Source organism: Actinokineospora sp. UTMC 2448 (assembly GCF_024760565.1).
GTDB classification, from domain to species: Bacteria; Actinomycetota; Actinomycetes; order Mycobacteriales; family Pseudonocardiaceae; genus Actinokineospora; species Actinokineospora fastidiosa.
The window spans coordinates 2961825-2982636 of the sequence record NZ_CP031087.1 but is presented as its reverse complement, the minus strand read 5'-3'; the positions used below and the strand labels follow the sequence as shown (position 1 = coordinate 2982636).

At 72.6% G+C, this 20812-nt stretch carries 21 protein-coding genes; 6 read left to right on the top strand and 15 right to left on the bottom strand.

The features are described from left to right. Positions 1-565: 565 nt before the first annotated feature. The 4 genes from prcA to dop form a co-directional block, all read right to left on the bottom strand. Positions 566-1333, bottom strand: a complete 768-nt coding sequence (gene prcA / locus Actkin_RS13905) for a proteasome subunit alpha (RefSeq protein ID WP_189213858.1) — start codon at positions 1331-1333, stop codon at positions 566-568. Positions 1334-1371: 38 nt separating this feature from the next. Then, positions 1372-2208, bottom strand: a complete 837-nt coding sequence (prcB, locus tag Actkin_RS13900; protein ID WP_189213857.1) for a proteasome subunit beta — start codon at positions 2206-2208, stop codon at positions 1372-1374. Positions 2209-2254: 46 nt separating this feature from the next. Beyond that, positions 2255-2449 (bottom strand): ubiquitin-like protein Pup, encoded by a 195-nt coding sequence (locus tag Actkin_RS13895; protein WP_189213856.1) that lies wholly within the window; start codon positions 2447-2449, stop codon positions 2255-2257. A gap of 107 nt (positions 2450-2556) precedes the next feature. Then, positions 2557-4062 carry a depupylase/deamidase Dop gene (gene dop / locus Actkin_RS13890; protein WP_189213855.1) on the bottom strand — a complete coding sequence of 502 codons (1506 nt, stop codon included), beginning with the start codon at positions 4060-4062 and terminating at the stop codon, positions 2557-2559. Positions 4063-4132: 70 nt separating this feature from the next. Between dop and Actkin_RS13885 the strand changes: the two genes are divergently transcribed. After that, the gene (locus tag Actkin_RS13885) at positions 4133-4642 is read left to right on the top strand and encodes an NUDIX hydrolase (RefSeq protein WP_258907487.1); all 510 of its coding nucleotides are present in this window, start codon (positions 4133-4135) and stop codon (positions 4640-4642) included. A 408-nt stretch (positions 4643-5050) separates the two neighbouring features. Here the strand turns inward: Actkin_RS13885 and Actkin_RS13880 are convergent, their stop codons facing one another. From Actkin_RS13880 to arc, 4 genes are all read right to left on the bottom strand, one after another. Continuing rightward, the gene (locus Actkin_RS13880; protein WP_258907486.1) at positions 5051-5674 is read right to left on the bottom strand and encodes a hypothetical protein; all 624 of its coding nucleotides are present in this window, start codon (positions 5672-5674) and stop codon (positions 5051-5053) included. Positions 5675-5734: 60 nt separating this feature from the next. Next, positions 5735-6805, bottom strand: a complete 1071-nt coding sequence (locus Actkin_RS13875; protein ID WP_258907485.1) for a hypothetical protein — start codon at positions 6803-6805, stop codon at positions 5735-5737. 59 nt (positions 6806-6864) lie between these two features. After that, the gene (locus Actkin_RS13870; protein WP_258907484.1) at positions 6865-7767 is read right to left on the bottom strand and encodes an aldo/keto reductase; all 903 of its coding nucleotides are present in this window, start codon (positions 7765-7767) and stop codon (positions 6865-6867) included. Positions 7768-7828: 61 nt separating this feature from the next. Beyond that, complete coding sequence (gene arc / locus Actkin_RS13865) at positions 7829-9649, bottom strand: proteasome ATPase (protein ID WP_189213850.1); 1821 nt, start codon at positions 9647-9649, stop codon at positions 7829-7831. A 234-nt stretch (positions 9650-9883) separates the two neighbouring features. Here arc and Actkin_RS13860 point away from each other — a divergent pair, with 234 nt between their 5' ends. The 3 genes from Actkin_RS13860 (at position 9884) to Actkin_RS13850 (ending at position 12073) form a co-directional block, all read left to right on the top strand. Continuing rightward, positions 9884-10537: a hypothetical protein gene (locus tag Actkin_RS13860; protein ID WP_189213849.1), complete on the top strand. Its 654-nt coding sequence runs from the start codon at positions 9884-9886 to the stop codon at positions 10535-10537. A gap of 109 nt (positions 10538-10646) precedes the next feature. Beyond that, on the top strand, positions 10647-11288 hold the full coding sequence (locus Actkin_RS13855; protein WP_258907483.1) for a hypothetical protein: 642 nt from the start codon (positions 10647-10649) through the stop codon (positions 11286-11288). 62 nt (positions 11289-11350) lie between these two features. Beyond that, positions 11351-12073 (top strand): flagellar basal body-associated FliL family protein, encoded by a 723-nt coding sequence (locus Actkin_RS13850; protein ID WP_258907482.1) that lies wholly within the window; start codon positions 11351-11353, stop codon positions 12071-12073. Positions 12074-12077: 4 nt separating this feature from the next. Here the strand turns inward: Actkin_RS13850 and Actkin_RS13845 are convergent, their stop codons facing one another. Beyond that, the gene (locus Actkin_RS13845; RefSeq protein WP_258907481.1) at positions 12078-12911 is read right to left on the bottom strand and encodes a tRNA (adenine-N1)-methyltransferase; all 834 of its coding nucleotides are present in this window, start codon (positions 12909-12911) and stop codon (positions 12078-12080) included. Between the two features lie 55 nt (positions 12912-12966). Then, positions 12967-14088 (bottom strand): site-2 protease family protein, encoded by a 1122-nt coding sequence (locus Actkin_RS13840; RefSeq protein WP_189213845.1) that lies wholly within the window; start codon positions 14086-14088, stop codon positions 12967-12969. Between the two features lie 75 nt (positions 14089-14163). Between Actkin_RS13840 and Actkin_RS13835 the strand changes: the two genes are divergently transcribed. Further along, a complete protein-coding gene (locus tag Actkin_RS13835) occupies positions 14164-15018 on the top strand; it encodes a RecB family exonuclease (RefSeq protein WP_258907480.1) in 855 nt (284 codons plus the stop codon). Here Actkin_RS13835 and hisG read toward each other — a convergent pair. The 3 genes from hisG to Actkin_RS13820 are packed head-to-tail and all read right to left on the bottom strand — an operon-like array spanning position 15015 to position 16640. Then, positions 15015-15860, bottom strand: coding sequence for an ATP phosphoribosyltransferase (gene hisG / locus Actkin_RS13830; RefSeq protein ID WP_189213843.1), 846 nt, complete (start codon positions 15858-15860; stop codon positions 15015-15017). The two genes, Actkin_RS13835 and hisG, sit on opposite strands and share 4 nt — an antisense overlap. A 45-nt stretch (positions 15861-15905) precedes the next feature. Next, positions 15906-16169 (bottom strand): phosphoribosyl-ATP diphosphatase, encoded by a 264-nt coding sequence (locus tag Actkin_RS13825; RefSeq protein ID WP_229787665.1) that lies wholly within the window; start codon positions 16167-16169, stop codon positions 15906-15908. Positions 16170-16223: 54 nt separating this feature from the next. Then, positions 16224-16640, bottom strand: coding sequence for a DUF3995 domain-containing protein (locus Actkin_RS13820; protein WP_258907477.1), 417 nt, complete (start codon positions 16638-16640; stop codon positions 16224-16226). 70 nt (positions 16641-16710) lie between these two features. On the opposite strand from Actkin_RS13820, the gene Actkin_RS13815 reads away from it, so the two are divergent. Continuing rightward, positions 16711-17232, top strand: coding sequence for a TetR/AcrR family transcriptional regulator (locus tag Actkin_RS13815; protein WP_258907476.1), 522 nt, complete (start codon positions 16711-16713; stop codon positions 17230-17232). A 704-nt stretch (positions 17233-17936) separates the two neighbouring features. Here the strand turns inward: Actkin_RS13815 and Actkin_RS13810 are convergent. Together Actkin_RS13810 and Actkin_RS13805 are read right to left on the bottom strand one after the other, a co-directional pair. Further along, complete coding sequence (locus Actkin_RS13810; RefSeq protein ID WP_258907475.1) at positions 17937-19784, bottom strand: glycoside hydrolase family 15 protein; 1848 nt, start codon at positions 19782-19784, stop codon at positions 17937-17939. Then, entirely contained in the window at positions 19781-20782 is a 1002-nt protein-coding gene (locus Actkin_RS13805) for a glucose 1-dehydrogenase (protein WP_258907474.1), read from the bottom strand. Before Actkin_RS13805 ends, Actkin_RS13810 begins: the two co-directional genes overlap by 4 nt. Positions 20783-20812: the final 30 nt, after the last annotated feature.

Below are 20812 nucleotides of genomic sequence, written 5' to 3'. Positions count from 1 at the left end.
CCGCCCGTCGCGCCTGGCCCGGGTTCATCCGGACCTTGAACGCGAAGTCGGGGATGTACTCGACGAGCCGGGCGCCGATCGCGGTCAGCCCGGCCTTCCAGTCCTCGCGGACCGGGCCCGCGAACTGGACGAGGTAGGAGCCGCGTTCGGCGGCGGCGAGCGCCGGGGCCGGGTACGCGGGCAGGGCGCTGGGCAGGAACTCGCCGCTGACCAGGCGGATCGGGGCCTCGGGGAGGTCCGTCGGGGCGGGCTGTCCGACGGCTGTCCCGCCCGCCAGCGTGGCGACCAGAGCGGGGACGGCGGCGAGCGCGGCGAGGCGTCTCGGCCGGTGACGCGGCATGTGGCTTCCTCGGGTTGAGCAGGGTGATCCGGACACCCGATATCTCACCCGATCGAGCGAATCCGTTGAGGCACTATGGCCCGATCGACCTGTGACACTCCCATCCCGAACGCCCATAACATCGACGCGACCAGCGGTTTTATTCGATGTGGTGATCGAGTCGTGATCTTGGCGCACAGCGAACGGGGCCACCCGATCGGATGGCCCCGTCGATGCTCCCGCTGGTTACTCCTCGGGCGGCAGCTGCACGTCCTCGACCGGCTTGGCCGGGGACTCCGAGCCCGCCTCGGTGCGCGCCTCGGGGGGCAGCAGCGCGGTCAGCGCCGCGCCGGTGACCCGCCGGAACGCGCGGGTGGGCCGGTTGCGGTCCAGCACCGCGACCTCCAGCTTGTCCGGCGAGGGCGGGGTGTTGGCGCCGTTGGCCCCGCCCGCCGCGAACGCCTTGATCGCCAGGCCGACCGCGTCGGCCAGCGTGATGCCCTCGGTGAAGGTCTCCTTGAGCGACGCGGCGATCGGGTCGGTCTGCCCGCCCATGACCAGGAACTGCGGCTCGTCGACGATGGAGCCGTCGTAGGTGAGCCGGTAGAGCTGGTCCTGGGCCGCGGTGGCGCCGACCTCGGCCACGCACAGCTCCACCTCAAGCGGCTTGACCTGCTCGGTGAAGATCGTGCCGAGGGTCTGGGCGTAGACGTTGGCCAGCTGGCGGGCCGAGACGTCGCGCCGGTCGTAGGAGTAGCCCCACAGGTCGACGTGCCGGATGCCGCCGCGGCGCAGGCTCTCGTACTCGCTGTAGCGGCCCGCGGCCGCGAACCCGATGCGGTCGTAGATCTCGGAGACCTTGTGCAGCGTGGCCGAGGGGTTCTCGGCCACGAACAGGACGCCGTCGGCGTACTTGAGCGCGACGACGCTGCGGCCCCGGGCGATGCCCTTGCGGGCGTACTCCGAGCGGTCGCGCATCAGCTGCTCGGGAGAGGCGTACAGCGGCATCGTCACGACTGTGGGCTCCTTCGGTCGGTGGGGGTCATCGGAACTCAGCCTCGGGGGCGGGCCGCGCGCTCGGTCACGACCGCCTCGGCGACGGCGGCGGCCTCCTCCTCGGACAGCCGCACCGCGCCCTGCTCGGCGGTGATGGTGACGATGCTCGGGTAGATCCGCCTGGCCAGGTCGGGCCCGCCGGTCGCCGAGTCGTCGTCCGCGGCGTCGTAGAGGGCCTCGACGGCGATGCGGACTGCCTTGTCGCGGTCGCTGTCGGGGTCGTAGAGCTTCTTCAGCGCCGACCTGGCGAAGTTCGAGCCCGAGCCGACCGCGTGGAAGCCCGCGCGCTCCTCGTAGCGGCCGCCCACCACGTCGAAGGAGACGATCCGGCCCGCCCTGGCCGGGTCCGCAGCGGCGAGGTCGTAGCCGACGAACAGCGGCACCACGGCCAGCCCCTGCAGCGCGGTGCCGAGGTTGCCGCGGACCATCGTGGCCAGCTTGTTGGTCTTGCCGTCGAGCGACAGCGACGTGCCCTCGATCTTCTCGTAGTGCTGCAGCTCGACGGCGTAGAGCCGGACCATCTCCACCGCGATGCCCGCCGTGCCCGCGATGCCCACCGACGAGTAGTCGTCGGTGACGAACACCTTCTCCATGTCGCGCTGCGCGATCAGGTTGCCCGCCGTCGCCCGCCGGTCACCGGCGATGAGGACGCCGCCGGAGAAGGCGACGGCCACGATCGTGGTGCCGTGCGTGAGGTCGGCCGGGGCCGCCCCGCTCATCGGGCGGCCGCCGGGCAGCAGTTCGGGGGCCTGGGCGCGCAGGAAGTCGGTGAACGACGAGGTGCCCGTCGTGAGGTAGGCGGCGGGCAGCCCACGGGAAGAGGTGTGATCCATGCCTGCTTTCGTTTCGGGTCGCGGGGCGGGGACGGAGCGGCCGGGGTTACTGGCCGCCCTTCTGGACGTACGCGCGGACGAAGTCCTCGGCGTTCTCCTCCAGGACGTCGTCGATCTCGTCCAGGATCGCGTCGGTGTCGTCGCTGAGCTTCTCCCGGCGCTCCTGACCGGCGGCGGTGGTGTCGTCGACACCCTCGTCGCCGTCGCCGCCGCCCTGGCGCTGCTTCTGCTCCTGGGACATCCTCGCCTCCCGGTGGTCTGGCCTATACCGAACAGTACCGAGCGGGACCGACTTTCGTCGCGGTCCCCGCCGGGACCGAGATCGAAATTCGCCCTGGGTGAACGGGGCTAACGCCGCGCCCCGGTCAGCGCGTCCACCAGCTCCTCTGCGGTGTTCGCCGCGTCGAGCAGCGCGCCGACGTGCGCCTTCGTGCCCCGCAGCGGCTCGAGGGTGGGGATGCGGACCAGGGACTCGCGGCCCAGGTCGAAGATCACCGAGTCCCACGACGCCGCCGCGATCGAGGTCGGGTAGCGCTCCAGGCAGCGGCCGCGGAAGTAGGCGCGGGTGTCCGACGGCGGCGTGACGATGGCCGCGCGCACCTCCTCCTCGCTGACCAGCCGCTTCATCGAGCCGCGGGCGACCAGGCGGTTGTAGAGGCCCTTGTCCAGGCGCACGTCGGAGTACTGCAGGTCGACCAGGTGCAGCCGCGGCGACGACCACGCCAGGCCGTCACGGGCCCGGTAGCCCTCCAGCAGCCGCAGCTTGGCGGGCCAGTCCAGCCGGTCGGCGCACTCCATCGGGTCGCGGGACAGCGCGTCCAGGATCGTGCCCCACATGTCGAGCACGTCGAGGGAGACCCGGTCGACGTCGGCGCGGCCGAGCTTGTCGGCGACCATCTCGTGGTAGGCGAACTGGATGTCCAGGCCGCTGTACTTGCGGCCGTTGGCCAGCTCGACCTTGGTCTTCAGCGTCGGGTCGTGGCTGATGACGTGCACCGCGCGCACCGGGTCGGCCAGCTTGAGGTGGTCGAACCGCACGCCTGCCTCGATCAGGTCGAGCACGAGCGCGGTGGTGCCGACCTTGAGGTAGGTCGACGTCTCGGCCAGGTTCGCGTCGCCGATGATCACGTGCAGGCGCCGGTACTTGTCGGCGTCGGCGTGCGGCTCGTCGCGGGTGTTGATGATGCCGCGCTTGAGCGTGGTCTCCAGGCCGACCTCGACCTCGATGTAGTCGGCGCGCTGGGAGAGCTGGAAGCCCGCCTCCTCGCCCGCCACGCCCATGCCGACCCGGCCGGAGCCGCAGACGACCTGGCGGGAGACGAAGAACGGCGTCAGCCCGGCGATGACCGCGGTGAACGGCGTGTTGCGGGCCATCAGGTAGTTCTCGTGGGTGCCGTAGCTGGCGCCCTTGCCGTCGACGTTGTTCTTGTAGAGCTGCAGGCGCGGCTGCCCGGGCACGGTGGCCGCGCGCAGGGCGGCCTCCTCCATGACCCGCTCCCCCGCCTTGTCCCAGATGACGGCGTCGCGCGCGTTGGTCACCTCGGGCGCGGAGTACTCGGGGTGGGCGTGGTCGACGTAGAGCCGCGCGCCGTTGGTGAGGATGACGTTCGCCGCGCCCAGGTCCTCGACGTCGGGGTCGGTGGGCGCCATGCCGGGCGCGCCGAGGTCGAACCCCCGGGCGTCGCGCAGCGGGGACTCGACCTCGTAGTCCCAGCGGGCCCGCCGGGCCCGCGGTATGTCCGCCGCCGCGGCATAGGCCAGCACGACCTGGGTCGATGTCAACACCGGGTTGGCCGTCGGGTCGCCCGGCACCGCGATGCCGTACTCGACCTCGGTTCCCATGATCCGCCGCATACCGGCCAGCCTACGGGGCGATCCCGACGAACCGGCGGTGAGCCGCGTCGCGGAGGGCAGGATGGGCGAAGTGAGCACGGACGAGTGGGTTGCGCTGTACGACGCGGCCGGTCGGGTCATCGGGTCGGTGACCAGGGCGCGGATGCGCGCCGAGGGCCTCTGGCACGCGGCCACGGCCGTCCTGGTCCGCTCCGGCGACGGCGAGCGGGTCTACGTGCACCGCCGCACCGACACCAAGGACATCTACCCCGGCCTGCACGACTGCGCCGCGGGCGGCGTGGTCGGGGCGGGCGAGGACCCCGCGCTGGCGGCCGCCCGCGAACTGGCCGAGGAGTACGGCGTGGTCGGCGCCGAGCTGACCCCGGTGTTCACGATGCCGGTCGAGCTGCCCCCGGTCCGCACGCACGTGTTCGCCTACGAGACCCGCTGGGACGGCCCGATCACGCCGCAGGAGAGCGAGATCGCCGAGGGCTGGTGGATGCCCATCGACGAACTCCGCACCCGCCTGGCGGGCCGCGAGTGGCCCTTCGTCCCGGACGGGCGCCTGGTCATGGAGCGCTGGTTCGCCCTCCGGGGCTGAGCGCCCTGGCGGTGATCAGGCGCGGCCGAGGGCGTCGGCGGCCAGGGGGCTATGCGAAGGACGCCGGCGCTGGCGCGGTCGAGGAGAGCTGATGGATGCCCGTCGACGAGCTCCGCACCCGCCTGGCGGGCCGCGAGTGGCCCTTCGTCCCGGACGGGCGCCTGGTCATGGAGCGCTGGTTCGCCCTCCGGGGCTGAGCGCCCTGGCGGTGATCAGGCGCGGCCGAGGGCGTCGGCGGCCAGGAGGCTATGCGAAGGACGGCGGCGCTGGCGCGGTCGAGGAGAGCTGATGGATGCCCGTCGACCAGCTCCGCACCCGCCTGCGACCCACGAATGGCCCTTCGTCCCGGACGGGCGCCTGGTCATGGAGCGCTGGTTCGCCCTCCGGGGCTGAGCGCCCTGGCGGTGATCAGGCGCGGCCGAGGGCGTCGGCGGCCAGGGGGGCTATGCGGACGACGGCGGCGCTGGCGCGGTCGACCGTGCCCGCCTTGACCACGATGACGGTCAGCAGGTCGCCCTTGGCTATGGCCGCGCCGCAGCCGCGGTCGGTGGGGCCGACGAAGCACCAGCCGAACCGGTCGTCGCCGAGTTCCGGCAGGTCGGGGCGTGTGGTGGTGCCGTCGGTGTCCAGGCACTCGCCCGTCTCGCGCATCTCCGCGACGCGCCCGGCGGCGTCCGGGAGGACGTGGACGGTCTGGTCGAGCGTCGACCCGCTCGGGTACTCCCAGGCCGCGCTGGCGTCGGGGGCGCAGTTCAGCGGGGTGTAGGAGAGGCTGCCCACCTGCTCGACGCCCTCGCCCGCGAGGTCGTCGTCGGTGAGGAGCACGGCGTCGGCGTCGACCGGGGGCGTGGTCGTCGTGGGTGGTGGCGTAGTGGTCGACACCGGGGTGGTCGGCGCGGCGACCGGCGCGACCAGGGTGGGCTCGACGGTGGTCGTCGGGTCGTCGTAGTAGGTGTCGAGGTCGTTCGCCCGGCCGGAACAGCCTGCGGCGAGCAGCAGCACCGCGGCGGGCGCGAGCGCACGGCGGAACAACGGTCCCCCAAAGATCGACTGCGGTACGCCCGCCGAACCTACCGGTCCCACCGCACCCGCCTACACGCGGTCCAGCGCCGCGACCGCCAGTGGCATCAGCCGGGCCACGGCCGCCCGCGCGGCGGCCGTCGTCTCCGCCGCCACGACCACGGTGCTCATCAGGTCGCCCCGGACGACCACCCCGCCGCAGCCCCGCACCCCTGGCCGCGTGGAACACCACGACACCTGGACGTGCACGTCCAGGTGTCCCCACTCCGGCCCCGGCTCCCACCGACCGTCGCCGTAGGTGCACCGGCTGTCCCTGGTGAACACCCGGACCTGCCCCGCGGCGTTCTCGTAGGACTCGACGGAGTGCACGACCACGCTCCCGTCGGCGAGCCGCCAGGACCCGATGGCCTGGGCCTCGGGCGTCGCCAGCAGGCAGAGCTGCGCGACGGAGGCAGCAGGCGGTTTCAGGGACCGCACCTCCCCCTCACCCGCGAGGTCGTCCAGGGTCAGCAGGGCGGCCGAGGGGTCACCGGGCGCCCATTCGCCCGGGGTCGGATCGGCGGGCAGGACTTTGCTCGGCCTGACCCCGACGCGCTCCACGCCGCGCAGGGCTGCGGGGAAGAGGTTCGCCACGATCGTCCCGGTCTCGTTCCGGCCCACCGCGTCCGCGCTGATGATGACCAGCAGGTCGCCCTTGGCGACCACGCCGCCGCACCGGTAGCGCCGGTCGTCCTCGGTGAGGCACCAGGAGTGCTGCGCGTCCACGTCGAGCGCGCCCAGCACCGGGCCCATGGCGGTCCGCATGCCCTTCTCCAGGCACACCTCCCGGTCCCGCAGCGCGTCGATCATGTCGGCGGGGCGTCGGTAGGTCTCCACCGCGTGCGTGACCGCGCGGTCCTCCCGCAGGGTCCACCGCGCCAGGGCGTGTGCGGACGGGCTGTCCGGGACGCAGGCGCCGAGGAACGGCTTCTGCTCGCTCTCGACCCGGGCGACGACGCCCTCGCCCGCGAGGTCCCCCTCGGTGACCAGGGCCGACGTCAACTCCGCCGACGTGCGCGGTCCCAGCGGCGCCACGTCGGGATCGGCGGTGCAGCCGAGTGCCAGCAAGGACACGGCCATCGACACCAGCAGCGCAGGCCGCACCAGGAACTCCCCCAGTCAAGTCCCCCGACCCGACAACGTGGGCAAACTACCCGAAAACGTCAGTTCCAGGTCATCCGGGATCGCTCGGTCCAGTAGCGGCGGGGTTCGCGGGCCAGGTCCGGCAGGTCGAGGGCGTCGGGGAGGTCGAGGGCACGCAGGTTGGCGGCCAGCTGGTCGACGCTCGCCGGACCGATGAGCACCTGGTCCGCCCACGGCTGGGCGGCGGCGGCCAGGGCGACCGCGTCGGGCCCGACGCCGTGCGCGTCGGCCAGTTCGCGGACCGCGCCGGGCGGGTTGACCGCGAGCCTGCCGTTGGCCATGGCCTCCTTGACCGTCACGTGGACGCCCTCGGCGTGGGCCTCGGCCAGGGCGGGCCCGGCGGAGGGCTCCAGCACGTTCCACGTCGCCTGGACCGCCGTGAACAGCCGGACGCCGGAGCGTTCGAGCGCCAGCCCGCGCCGGATGGCCGCGGCCTGGTCGGGGCCGGAGGTCGAGAAGCCCAGCCGGACCCCGGACGCGGCCAGCGCGTCCAGCAGCGCGTCATCGGCGAACAGCGGGCTGTCCTCGGTCAGCGAGTGCACCTGGTAGAGGTCCACGTCGAGCAGGGCGCGGGTCTCGTCCCACTGCTGCCGGAACCGGGCCAGGGAGTGCTCCTTGACCTCGTGCACTGCCGCGTCGACCCGCCACTCGCCGACGTAGGCGTAGCCCCACTTGGACGAGACGGACACATCGGACACGCCGCGCTCGGCGAGCCAGCCCGCCAGGAACTCCTCCGCCAGCCCGTACGACCGGGCCGCGTCGACCCGCCGCACCCCTGCGGCATAGGCCGCGTCCAGGACATCCCAGGTGCGCGCACGCAGCGATTCGACGCCCCGGTCCCGCGGCAGGTCGCGGCCGACGTTGAGGTAGGCGGGCCTGCCCAGGGCGGCCAGCCCCAGCCCGAACCGGTTGATCGACACCATCGGCGGTGAGCGTACGCGCGGCGGCCCCGGAGCGTGCGCTCCGGGGCCGCCGCGGTTCGGGTCAGAGGTACTGACCGGTGTTGCTGGCCGTGTCGATCGCCCGGCCCGCCTCCTGGTTCTTGCCGGTCACCAGGGTGCGGATGTAGACGATGCGCTCGCCCTTCTTGCCCGAGATCCGCGCCCAGTCGTCCGGGTTGGTCGTGTTGGGCAGGTCCTCGTTCTCGGCGAACTCGTCGACGATGGCGTCCAGCAGGTGCTGCACGCGCAGGCCGGGCTGCTTGGTCTCCAGCACCGACTTGATCGCCGACTTCTTGGCCCGGTCCACAATGTTCTGGATCATCGCGCCGGAGTTGAAGTCCCGGAAGTACAGGACCTCCTTGTCACCGTTGGCGTAGGTGACCTCCAGGAACCGGTTGTCCTCGGTCTCCTCGTACATCCGCTCGACCGTGTGCTGGATCATCGCGTCGATGCACGCGGCCGGGTCGCCGCCGAACTCGGCGAGGTCGTCGGCGTGGATGGGGAGCTTGGGGGTCAGGTACTTGGAGAAGATGTCCCGCGCCGCCTCGGCGTCCGGCCGCTCGATCTTGATCTTCACGTCGAGCCTGCCTGGTCGCAGGATCGCCGGGTCGATCATGTCCTCGCGGTTGGACGCGCCGATGACGATGACGTTCTCCAGGCCCTCGACACCGTCGATCTCACTGAGCAACTGCGGCACGATCGTGGTCTCGACGTCGGAGGAGACGCCGCTGCCCCTGGTCCGGAAGATCGAGTCCATCTCGTCGAAGAACACGATCACCGGGGTGCCTTCCGACGCCTTCTCCCTGGCCCGCTGGAAGATGAGCCGGATGTGCCGCTCGGTCTCGCCCACGAACTTGTTGAGCAGCTCGGGGCCCTTGATGTTGAGGAAGTACGACTTGGCGTCGGACGGGCTGCGGTCGCCCCGCGCCGCGGCCACCTTCTTGGCCAGCGAGTTCGCCACCGCCTTGGCGATGAGCGTCTTGCCGCACCCGGGTGGGCCGTAGAGCAGCACGCCCTTGGGCGGGCGCAGCTCGTACTCGGCGAAGAGGTCCTTGTGCAGGAACGGCAGCTCGACGGCGTCGCGGATCTGCTCGATCTGCCGGAACAGGCCGCCGATGTCGGCGTAGTCGACGTCGGGCACCTCCTCCAGCACCAGGTCCTCGACCTCCGCCTTGGGCACCCGCTCGTAGGCGTAGCCGGACTTGGCGTCGACCAGCAGCGAGTCGCCGGGCTTCAGCGGCGCCTCGAACAGCGGATCGGCCAGCCAGACCACGCGCTCCTCGTCGGCGTGCCCGACGACCAGCGCCCGGGTGGGCACCTCGTCGCCGTCCGCGGTGAGCAACTCGCGCAAGGCGCAGACCTCGCCGGTGCGCTCGAAGCCGCCCCCCTCGACGACCGTGAGCGCCTCGTTGAGGCGTACGGACTGCCCCTTGCGCAGGTCCTCGCCCTCGACCGCGGGTGAGACCGACACCCGCATCTTGCGGCCCGCGGTGAACACGTCGACCGTGCCGTCCTCGTGCCGTTCGAGGAACACGCCGTACCCGCTGGGCGGTTGCGCCAAGCGGTCGACCTCCTCGCGCAGCGCGAGCAGTTGGCCGCGGGCCTCCCGCAGCGTGTCGACCAGCTTGGTGTTCCGCTCAGTGAGCTGGTTCACCCGCTCGGTCGCCTCGGCCAACCGCTGCTCCACCAGCCGCGAGTGCCGCGGCGATTCCGTCAGTTTCCGGCGCAGCAGAGCGACTTCCTCTTCCAGGAATCGGATCTGCGCGGCCGCCGAGCGCTGCTCGCGCTCGCCCCCCGGGCCGGGCGTGTCACCGTGCTGATCGTCGGCATCTTCAGGCCGACTGCCGGGACGATCGTGCTGCATGTCGGCACCTCCTCCCGAACTCGTACCCACTACGGTACCGGCGATCACCGACAACAACAGAGCATCCGCATCCCGGAACCCGCGTGTCACCGGTCCGCAACACCCGCTCGGCCGCAGTCACTGGGCCGATCCGGTATCCGCCGGAACCGGGCTGCCGCTACCGTGCGTCGGTGTATTAGGCCACTCGCGCCAGCGTTGTGCACCTCCTATTCACAGCTAACGACCGGGGAAGACATGACCTACCCGCCGCCACCGCAGGACCCCTACGGTGGCCAGCCGCAGCAACCCCAGTACCCGCCGCCGCAGCAGGGCGGCTTCCCCCAGCAGCAGCCGCCGCAATACGGCCAGCAGCCGTATGGCACTCCGCCGGGCGGCCAGCCGCACGGCACTCCCCCCGGCGGCCAGCCCTACGGCACCCCGCCCGGCGGCCAGCCCTTCGGTGGCGACCCCTACGGCCAGCAGCAGCAGTACGGGCAGCAGCCGGGCCCGTACGGCCAGCCTTACGGCCAGCCGCAGAAGAAGAGCGCGATGCCGTGGATCCTGGCGGGCGTCGGCGTGGTGGTCATCGGCGTCGCCGTGACCCTGATCCTGGTCCTGACCGGCGGGAACTCCGCGCAGTACGTCGCCGAGACCGTGGTCGACGGCATGACGGCGCGCGACGCCTCCGCGGTCCGCTCCGTGGCGTGCGACCCGCAGGAGATCGAGGACTCGGTCGACACCGACGAGTTCCCCTCGGACCTCAAGATCACCCTCGGCAAGGTCACCGAGAGCGGCGACACCGCGACCGCGCTCGTGACGGCCACCTTCGAGGGCAGGAGCATCGACCTCGAGATCAAGATGAAGAAGGTGGACGGCGACTGGTGCGCCGACGACTTCGGCCCCGCCTGACCTCCGCACACTCCGCCGCCGCCGGGCAACTCGCCGGGCGGCGGCGGTGTCAGCTCGTCCGATATCGGCCAATAGGATGGGCCGACACCACCACTAGCCGGGGATCGACATGACCTACCCACCGCAGCAGCCCGGTCCGTACGGGGGACCACCGCAGCCGGGCTACGGTCGCGATCCGTGGCGTCAGCAGGGCCCCTACCAGGGCGGATACCCGGGTCAGCCGGGATACGGCCCGCCCCAGCCCCCGGCGCCGCCGCCCCCGCCGGAGAAGAGCAACGCGGGAAAGGTCGTGGCCATCGTGGCCATGGCCCTGCTGCTCCTCGGCGGCACGGGCGTGGCTGTGTACTTCCTCACGCGCGACGGCGGCCCGAACACCGCTGGCGCCCCGTCGGCCCCGGTGACCACCTCCCCGAAGTCCGACGAGACCACGACGGCGGACGCGGGCCCGGAAGCGGTGGTCGAGGACTACATCGACGCCTACGAGACCAAGAGCTTCGCCGCCGTGACCGGCCAGGCGTGCAAGGCGTACAAGAAGAAGTACGGGACCGACACCACCCAGCTGGAGAGCCAGCTGGAGAAGTACGAGATCACCGGCTCGGCGCAGGGCGCGCCGGAGGTCAGGGGCGACGTCGCCACGGCGCGCATCGCCCTGGAGCTGTCCGGCGGGGGCGACGTGAAGAACGTCGACATCGAGATCAAGATCGTCAAGGAAGACGGCGAGTGGCGGTTCTGCGGGGAGGAAACGGCCTGACCGCGCCACCCTTCGCACAACCAGCCAACACCCCCCAAGCGGGCGATCCGAGGAGTCGGGCCATGACCACGCCACCCCCCTACGGCCAGAACCCGTACGGCCAGCAGCCGGACCCGTACGGCCAGCAGCCCGGTCCCTACGAGCAGCAGCCGGACCCCTACGGACAGCCGCAGCCGGGCTACGCCCAGCCGGTGTTCGGCCAGCAGCAGCCCTACGGCCAGCCCGGCTACGACCAGCAGTACGGCTACCAGCAGCCCTACGGCGGCGGCGAGCCGCCCAAGGGCAACAACACCGGCAAGATCGTGGCCATCGTCGCGATCGCCCTGCTCGTCCTCGGCGGCGCGGGCGTCGGCGTGTACTTCCTCACCCGCGACAGCGGCCAGACCGCGGGCAGCGGCGGCAGCACGACCGCGCCGCCGCGCACCACCACCTCCGAGGAGGAGACCACCACCGAGGAGACCACGGAGGAGTCGGCCGACCCGACCACCACCGAGCGGGACTCCGGCGGGGGCGGCGGGGACGACCCGGACGCGGTGGCCCAGGCCTACGTCGACGCCGTCAACGACCGCGACGAGTCCGCGGCGGGCGACCTGGTCTGCGCGAGCACCGAGCCGCCCGGCCTGATGTACACCGCCATCGTCGCGGCGAACGGGACGGTGGAGATCTCCGGCCAGGTCGAGGTGGCGGGCACCTTCGCCACCGTCAACACCAAGACCTCGGTGGGCGACGAGCCGTTCCCGATCCTGCTCAGCCAGGAGGACAACGGCTGGTGCGTGAGCCTGTAGACGGTCAGCCCTTGCTCGGCCTGCGCTGCGGGCGGGGCGGGGTGACCCCGTCGGCGAGGCGGCGGGCGGTCAGCAGGAACGCCGTGTGCGCGATCATGCGGTGTTCCGGGCGGACCGCCATGCCGACCACGTGCCACGGGCGGATGAGCGTCTCCCACGCCGACGGCTCGGTCCAGCACTGCTGCTCGCGCAGCGCCTCCGTCACCCGGGACAGCTGGGTCGTGGTGGCCACATAGGCCACCAGCACGCCGCCGGGGATCAGGTTGGCAGCGACCGTCGGCAGCACCTCCCACGGGGCCACCATGTCGAGGATGACGCGGTCGACCTCGCCGGTGTGCTCGGCGAGGTCGGCGACGGTCAGCGTCCAGTTGGTCGGGTGCTCGCCGTAGAACTCGATGACGTTGCGCTCGGCGTGGACGGCGTGGTCCTCCCGGATCTCGTACGAGGTCACCGTCCCTTGCGGACCCACGGCGCGCAGCAGCGAGCAGGTGAGCGCGCCCGACCCGGCGCCCGCCTCCAGCACGCGCGCCCCGGGGAAGATGTCGCCCTGCATGACGATCTGCGCGGCGTCCTTGGGGTAGATCACCTGGGCGCCGCGCGGCATCGACAGCACGTAGTCCGACAGCAGCGGGCGCAGCGCGAGGTAGCCGGTGCCGACCGCGGAGGTGACGACGGAGCCCTCGGGCTGGCCGATGATGTCGTCGTGGGCCAGCGCGCCGCGGTGGGTGTGGTACTTCTCGCCCGGGGTGAGAACCAGGGTGTAGTGCCGTCCCTTCGGGTCGGTCAGTTGTACCCGGTCCCCGGCCTGGAAGGGGCCGCTGATCCTGCGCGCCGTCACCGATTCGCCTCCTTAAGCAAACCGGGACATGGTCGCAGAGCGCGTGCGCGCCGGTTCAGCCAGCCCCGTCGAGCGCGGCGCCGAGGTCGGTGCGCAGCAGCACCCCGGACGGCCTGCCGTCGTCGTCGACCACGACGAACTGCCACGCGGCGGTCTCGCGGACCCGGTCGACGATGTCGGCGACCGGCTCGGAGGCCAGCAGCACCGACTCCGGCCGGATCGGCTCGGCGGCCAGTTCGGCCGGGGAGAACGGCGAGCTGGCGGCCAGCCGCTCGGCGGCGGCCTGGTCGAGCAGCCCGGCGGCCACGCCGTCCGCGCGCACCAGCACGACGCCCCGGCCCGCAGCGGCGGCGAGGGCGTCGGCGACCGGGCTCTCGGCGGGCAGCTGCAGGATCGGGCGCACGACGTCGGCGAGCCGGAACCCCTCGGGCAGCGGCCGCTGCTCCGCGGCCAGCTCGCCGCCCGCGCCCGCCACCACGAACCAGGCGGTGAACAGGCAGATGCCCAGGCGGAGCCAGCGGTCGGGGGACTCGGTGGCCACGCCCCAGAGCGCCCAGGCGACCAGCAGGCCCGCCACGACCCAGCCGCCGACCGCGGCGGCGCGGGTGCCCGTCGCGCGGCGGCCGGTCATCGCCCAGACGCCCGCGCGCAGCATGCGCCCGCCGTCGAGGGGCAGGCCGGGCAGCAGGTTGAACACGGCGACGGCGACGTTGGCGAAGGCGCACTCCAGCACGAGCAGCCATAGCGCCCCCTGCCCGGGCAGGACCAGCACCATCGCGCCGAAGAGGGCAGCGAGCACGATGGACACCGCAGGGCCCGCGGCGGCGACCACGCCCTCGTGGGCGGGCCTGCGCGGGGTCCTGGCGATCTCGGCGAGGCCGCCGAGCAGGAACAGCCGCAGCCTGCGCACCGGCAGGCCCAGCCGCAGCGCCGTCACGCAGTGCCCCATCTCGTGGGCCAGCACGGACAGCCCGAGCAGCACCGCGAACGCGGCCGCGAGGGCGACGGAGGACGTCGTGGTCGCGCCGGGGAGCAGCCGCTCGACCAGCGGCGTGTAGAGGACGACGATCGCGACCGCGCCCAGCCACCACGACGGGGCGAGCACGACCGGGACGCCGCGGAAGCGGAACAGCAGGAGTCCGCCGCCGGGCGGGGCGGGTGGCGCCGTGCTCGACATCCGGCCCAGCGTAGAGCGGCGGGTGTGGGATGGGGGTGATCCGGGGCTGTCGGTCGCCGACTATATGGTCAGGCCATGCTTCCCGATCTCGTCGCCGAGGAGAGCGCCCCGCCGCGCAGGCCCGCGCTGTCGCCGTCGCGGGCGGGCGACTTCAAGCAGTGCCCCCTGCTGTACCGCTTCCGGGCGATCGACAAGCTGCCGGAGACGCCGACGGCGGCGCAGCTGCGCGGCACGGTCGTGCACGCGGTGCTGGAGCAGCTGTTCGGGCTGCCCCGGGAGGAGCGGGTGCTGTCGCGGGCCCAGGAGCTCGTGGCCCCGACGTGGGAGCGGCTGGTTGCCGAGCAGCCCGCGCTGGCCACGCTGCTCTCCGGCGGCGCGCTGGACTCGGCGGGCGCGCTGCTGGGCGGGTACTTCGAGCTGGAGGACCCGCGGCGGCTGGAGCCGGAGGCGTGCGAGCTGCTGGTCGAGACCGAGTTGCCCAGCGGGGTCCTGCTCCGCGGGTACATCGACCGGCTGGACGTCGCGCCGACCGGCGAGATCCGGGTGGTGGACTACAAGACCGGCACGGCGCCCCGGGAGATCGGCGAGGCCAAGGCGCTGTTCCAGATGAAGTTCTACGCGCTGGCGCTGTGGCGGCTGCGCGGCGTGGTCCCCCGCCAGCTGCGGCTGATGTACCTGGCCGACCGGCAGTCCCTGGCGTACACGCCGGACGAGGCCGAGCTGACCCGCTTCGAGCGGACGCTGGACGCGATCTGGCAGGCGATCCTGCGGGCGGGCCGCACGGGCGACTTCCGCCCCAACCGGTCGCGGCTGTGCGACTGGTGCTCGCACCAGGCCCACTGCCCCGAGTTCGGCGGCACGCCGCCGGAGTACCCGGGGTGGCCGGAGCCTGATGCGAGCGACGAGTCGCTTGTGGACCGCGCGGACTAGAGCCTGCAGGCCCGGATGTCGGAGGCCAGCACGGCCTTCGCGCCCAGCGCGGCCAGCTCGTCCATGGTCGCGTTGACGTCCTTGCGCGGCACCATGGCCCGCACCGCGACCCAGTCGGCGCTGGCCAGCGGCGCCACCGTGGGCGACTCCAGGCCCGGGGTGATCTCGATCGCGGCGTCCAACAGGGACTTCGGGCAGTCGTAGTCCAGCATCATGTACTGCTGGGCGAACACCACGCCCTGCAGTCGCGCGGCGAGCTGGTCCCGGGCGGCCGACGGCTCCGCGTTGGCCCGCTCCACCAGCACGGCCTCGGACACGCAGATGGCCTCGCCGAAGGCGACCAGGTTGTGCTGGCGCAGCGTGCGGCCGGAGCCGACCACGTCGGCCACCGCGTCGGCGACGCCGAGCTGGATGGAGATCTCGACCGCGCCGTCGAGGCGGATCACGTCGGCGGTGACGCCGTGGCGGGCCAGGTCGTCGACGACCAGGTTGGGGTAGCTGGTCGCCAGCCGCCTGCCCGCGAGGTCGGTGACCTTCCACTCGCGACCGGCGGGGGCGGCGTAGCGGAAGGTGGACCCGCCGAAGCCGAGCGCCAGGCGCTCGGTGACCGGGGCGCGCGAGTCCAGCGCCAGGTCGCGGCCGGTGATGCCGAGGTCGAGCTCGCCGGAGCCGACGTAGATGGCGATGTCCTTGGGGCGCAGGAAGAAGAACTCGACCTCGTTGGCCGGGTCGATGACCGTCAGGTCGCGCGACTCGTGGCGCTGGCGGTATCCGGCCTCGGAGAGCATCTCGGACGCGGCGGCGGCGAGGGCGCCTTTGTTGGGGACTGCGACGCGCAGCATGGGGGCTCCAAAGGAGGGTGTGAGGGGGTGGCCGGGACACGCGCCTCACAGATGTCGGTAGACGTCCTCCAGGGTCAGGCCGCGGCCCAGCATCAGCACCTGCACGCGGTACAGGAGCTGGGAGACCTCCTCGGCCAGGCGCTCGTCGGACTCGTGCTCGGCGGCGATCCACACCTCGCCCGCCTCCTCCAGCACCTTCTTGCCCTGGGCGTGCACGCCCGCGTCCAGCGCCGCGACGGTGCCCGAGCCTTCCGGCCGGGTCGTCGCGCGGTCGCTGAGCTCGGCGAACAGCTCGTCGAACGTCTTCACGGGGACCGATCCTTTCATCCCCGCCCACCCTCGGCAGCATCGAGGGGACCCAGATCACGCGAGCAGGGTCACCACCGCGCCGAGCACGCCCAGGGTCAGCGACAGCGGCGAGTAGATCCGCACGTCCCAGTGCGCGAACTCGGTGTCCCTGCGCAGGGACGTGGCCATCCCGGAGACGCCGCGGGCCAGCAGCACCACCGCGACGCCGCCCGCGCCGACGGTGACCAGCCACTCCGGCCCCGGCGCGTCGACGAGCCCGCCGCGCGCGGCAACGAGGTAGGCCGCGGCCGCCAGGAGCACGACGACGCCGAACGTCAGCGGCCTGCTGGGCAGCCGGTCGGCCTCGACGCCGACCACCTTCCGGGCGAGTTCCTCGGGCGTGCGCAACGGCCACGGGCTGATCATCCAGACCACGTGCTGGATCGCGATCAACACCAGCGCCACCACCAGCGCCCAGACGACGACGGTCATCTCCGACTCCTTCCATACACCACTGTATGGTCAATCCGTACAGTAGTGTACGGAGGTGCCGAAGCCCAGGTTGAGCCGAGAGAGTTGGATCACCGCCGCCCTGGCCGCGCTGGCCCGCGGCGGCGTCGCCGCGGTCGCGGTCGACCCGCTGGCGACGGAGCTGGGGGTGACCAGGGGCAGCTTCTACTGGCACTTCGCCGACCGCGCCGCCCTGCTCGACGCCGCACTCGAATGGTGGGAGCAGAAGGGCACCACCGCCCTGATCGAGGAGGTCGCTCCCATCGCCGACCCCCGGGAGCGCCTGGCCACGCTGTTCCGCATGGCCATCACCGATGACCCCACGGAGGGCCTGGAGGCCGCCCTGGTCGCCCACGCCGAGGACGCGCAGGTCGCCCCCGTCCTCCACCGCGTCACCGGCAGGCGCATCGCCTACTTGACCGAGGCCTTCGCCGCCGCAGGCGCCCCCGACCCCCACGACCGCGCCCGCGTCGCCTACGCCACCTACGTCGGCTGGGTAACCCTCCGCCGCGCCGTCCCCGAGTCCACCCCGGACACCAGCGTCGACTACCTGGTCCGCGCCCTACTGCCCTGACACCCGCCCGGCGACGGCGCTGGCCAACCAGGACAGCGCTTCCGCGCTCCGAGGCCGGGCCGCCAGCAGCCGCAGCCGCCGAACCGATTGGCCCACCCGGACCCGCACACCCGCAGCCCCGCCCACCGCATCAGCCCACCCGGGCGCGCAGCCTGTGACCGAGGCCCGTCCAACCGGATCGGCCTCACCCGGACCCGCAATCGCGCAAGCCCGCCCACCACACCAGCCCACCCAGACCCACAACCTGCAACCGAAGCCCGACCAACCGGGATCGGCCCACCCAGGCCCGCTAGCCCGCCCCACCGCATCAGCCAATCCAGACCCGCAGCCCCACCCAACCGAATCAACCCACCCAGACCCGCAAAGGCGCAAGCCCGCCCACCGCGCCGGCCCACCCAGATCCACAACCTGCGACCGAGGCACCGACCAACCGGGTTCGGCCCCACTTAAGCCCGCAACCCCGCAGCCCCGCCCACCGCACCAGCCCACCCAGACCCACCGACCGAAGCCCTACCAACCAGGGTCGGCCCACCCAGGCCCGCAAGCCCGCCTTACCGCATCAGCCAATCCGGATGTGCAAACCCGCAGCCCCACCCCACCGAATCAACCCGCCCAGACTCGCAGCCCACAACCGAGCCCCTTCCAACCGGATCGATCCGCCCAAGGCCATCAAGCCCGCGCCCGAGGCCCCTCAACCCACCCGGCTACCTCCGCCGTCCCCGGCTCCCCCGGTCCAAATCCTGCTCGCCCCGGGACGCCGAGGTGGTGGTGCGGCTGCCGGTGAGTTGGCGGGCGGTGTTGACCAGGCCGACCATGCTGAACGCCTGGGGGGTATTGCCCACGAGCCTGCCGGTCCTGGTGTCGTACTCCTCGCTCAGGAGGCCGACGTCGTTGCGGAGGCTCAGGAGGCGCTCGAACAGCGCTGTCGCCTCCTCCCGACGGCCGGTGTTGTGCAGGGCGTCGGCGAGCCAGAAGGAGCAGAGCAGGAAGGTCGCCTCCTCCCCCGGCAGCCCGTCCACCCCGCCGTCGGCGTCCACTCGGTACCGCAGAAGAAATCCGTCCCCGGACAGTTCGCGGCGGACCGCGTCGACGGTGCCGCGCACGCGTGGGTCGTCCCACGGCAGGAACCCGACCCTGGGCAACAGCAATAGCGCCGCGTCCAGCCCGCGCGAGCCGTAGAACTGGGTGAACGTCTCCCGCTCCGCGTCGTACCCCTTCGCGCAGACCTCGCTGTGGATGCGTTCGCGCAGGGCGCGCCACCGGTCGACCGGGCCGTCGAGGCCGTGGTTCTCCACGGTGTCCACCGCGCGGTCCACGCCAGCCCACGCCATCACCTTCGAGTGAACGAAGTGCCGGTCGGGCCCGCGCACCTCCCACAGGCTCTTGTCGGGGTCGTCCCAGTGGCCCTCCAGGAAGTCCAGCAGCGCGCGCTGCAGGTCCCACGCGGGGTCCAGCGTCGGCAGCCCGGCCTCGCGGGCCAGGTGCAGGCCGTCGAGGACCTCGCCCCAGACGTCGAGCTGGAACTGCGTCGCCGCGCCGTTGCCGATGCGCACCGGGGCCGCGCCCTGGTACCCGGGCAGCCAGTCCAGTGTGTACTCCGGGAGCCGCCGCGAGCCGTCCAGCCCGTACATGATCTGCAGCTTCTGCGGGTCGCCCGCCACCGCGCGGACCAGCCACTCGCGCCAGGCCCGCGCCTCGTCGACGAAGCCGGTGCCGATGAGCGCCTGCAGGGTGAAAGTCGCGTCGCGCAGCCAGCAGTACCGGTAGTCCCAGTTGCGCGAGCCGCCCAGGTCCTCCGGCAGGGACGTCGTCGCGGCCGCCACGATGCCGCCGGTCGGCGCGTACGTCAGCGCCTTGAGCGTGATCAACGCGCGCCGCACCGCCGACGACCAGCGCCCCGAGTAGTCGCACTGGCCGATCCAGTCCGCCCAGAACCGCTCGGTGTCGCGCAGCGCCTGCTCGGCGTCGACCGGCTGGGGCGCGGGCAGGTGCGACGGCTTGTGCGTCAGCACGAACGGGACCCGCTCGCCCGGCCGGACGGTGAACTCCGCCACGGTGGCCATCTGGTGCCCGTGCAGCGGGACGGGCGTGTGCACCCACACGGCGTCCGGACCGGCGATCGCCACCAGCTCACCGCCGTTGTGCCGGACCCACGGCGCGATCGAGCCGTAGTCGAACCGCAGCCGCAGCTCCATCCGCATGGGCACGGCCCCGCTGACGCCCTCCACGATCCGCACGACGTCGGCCGCCTCGCCGCGCGGGGGCATGAAGTCCAACACGCGGACCGTCCCGTCGGGGGTGTCCCACTCCGACGACATGATCAGCGAGTCGCCCACGTACCCGCGCCTGCTCGCCACCCCGCCGGACGCGGGCGCCAGCCGCCACATGCCCGCCTCCTGGTCGGCCAGCAGCATGGCGAAGCAGGCGGGCGAGTCGAACCGCGGCAGGCACAGCCAGTCGATGCCGCCGTCGCGGGCCAGCAGGGCGGCCGTCTGCAGGTCGCCGAGCAGCGCGTAGTCCTCGATCCCGGCGGGCGTCGTCCGCGCCGTCACGACTCGTCCAGGTCGATGACGGTCTTGACGTCGTTCGGCCGCGCGTCGAAGGCCTCCTCGGCGCGGCTCAGCGGCACCCTGCGGGTGACCATCTCCTCGAGCCAGTCCACATCGGCCCCGGCCAGCGCGTCGGCGGCCTGCCGGTAGTGGCGCAGGTTGGCGTTGACCGAGCCGAGCACGACGTCGTTCTCCAGCACCATGTCCCGGTTGATGCCGCCCGCGTCGACGTCCAGCTTGCGGCCAGCAGGCGAGACCCCGGTGAGGCAGACGATCCCGTAGGGGGCGGTGTTGGCGATCGTGTCGAAGACGACAGCGCCGACGCCGGTGGCCTCGATGACCACGTCGGGTTCGAGCCGCGGCGCGACCTCGGCGACCGGGTCGTGGTGGTAGGTCGCGCCGAGCGCCTTGACCAGCCCCGGCTTCGGGCCGTCGGTCACCAGGTCGACCACGTGCACCTCCAGCCCGCGCTGACTGCCGAGCAGCGCGGCGAGCAGCCCGATCGGGCCAGCCCCGGTGACCAGCAGCCGCTTGGGCTCGAACCACGCCCGCGCCCCCACGCGCTCGATCTGCTCCCACGCCTTGGCGACGACCGTGGTGGGCTCCATCAGCATCCCGACCCGCTCCAGCCGGGGGTCGAGCCGCACGGCGTAGTCGCGGTGCACGGTCCACACCTGGCTGCCGTAGCCGTCGATCTCCTTGATCCCGCGCTCGGTGTACTCGCCGTTGCGGCACATGTCGAACTCGCCCCGGGCGCACGCGCCGCACGGGCGGGGGTCCGGGCGCCGCACCACGCCGACCACCAGATCGCCCTCGGCGAAATCGCCGCCCTCCGGCGCCGCGCGGACCCGGCCCAGCGACTCGTGGCCGAGCACCAGCCGCTCCTGCCCGGACGGGGCCCAGCCGTACTCGCCGCGGGCGATCTCCTTGTCCGTCCCGCACACGCCCAGCGCGATGCCGTCCACCAGCAGGTCGTCGGGCCCCGGGCGCGGTTCGGGCACGTCGGTCACCGCCAGTGACCCGGGTGTTTT

Coding starts and splice junctions, on each gene's coding strand:
- prcB (WP_189213857.1), bottom strand. CDS start 2,208: ATGGATCACACCTCTTCCCGTGGGCTGCCCGCCGCCTACCTCACGACG.
- Actkin_RS13895 (WP_189213856.1), bottom strand. CDS start 2,449: ATGTCCCAGGAGCAGAAGCAGCGCCAGGGCGGCGGCGACGGCGACGAG.
- dop (WP_189213855.1), bottom strand. CDS start 4,062: ATGCGGCGGATCATGGGAACCGAGGTCGAGTACGGCATCGCGGTGCCG.
- Actkin_RS13870 (WP_258907484.1), bottom strand. CDS start 7,767: ATGGTGTCGATCAACCGGTTCGGGCTGGGGCTGGCCGCCCTGGGCAGG.
- arc (WP_189213850.1), bottom strand. CDS start 9,649: ATGCAGCACGATCGTCCCGGCAGTCGGCCTGAAGATGCCGACGATCAG.
- Actkin_RS13860 (WP_189213849.1), top strand. CDS start 9,884: ATGACCTACCCGCCGCCACCGCAGGACCCCTACGGTGGCCAGCCGCAG.
- Actkin_RS13855 (WP_258907483.1), top strand. CDS start 10,647: ATGACCTACCCACCGCAGCAGCCCGGTCCGTACGGGGGACCACCGCAG.
- Actkin_RS13850 (WP_258907482.1), top strand. CDS start 11,351: ATGACCACGCCACCCCCCTACGGCCAGAACCCGTACGGCCAGCAGCCG.
- Actkin_RS13840 (WP_189213845.1), bottom strand. CDS start 14,088: ATGTCGAGCACGGCGCCACCCGCCCCGCCCGGCGGCGGACTCCTGCTG.
- Actkin_RS13835 (WP_258907480.1), top strand. CDS start 14,164: ATGCTTCCCGATCTCGTCGCCGAGGAGAGCGCCCCGCCGCGCAGGCCC.
- hisG (WP_189213843.1), bottom strand. CDS start 15,860: ATGCTGCGCGTCGCAGTCCCCAACAAAGGCGCCCTCGCCGCCGCCGCG.
- Actkin_RS13820 (WP_258907477.1), bottom strand. CDS start 16,640: ATGACCGTCGTCGTCTGGGCGCTGGTGGTGGCGCTGGTGTTGATCGCG.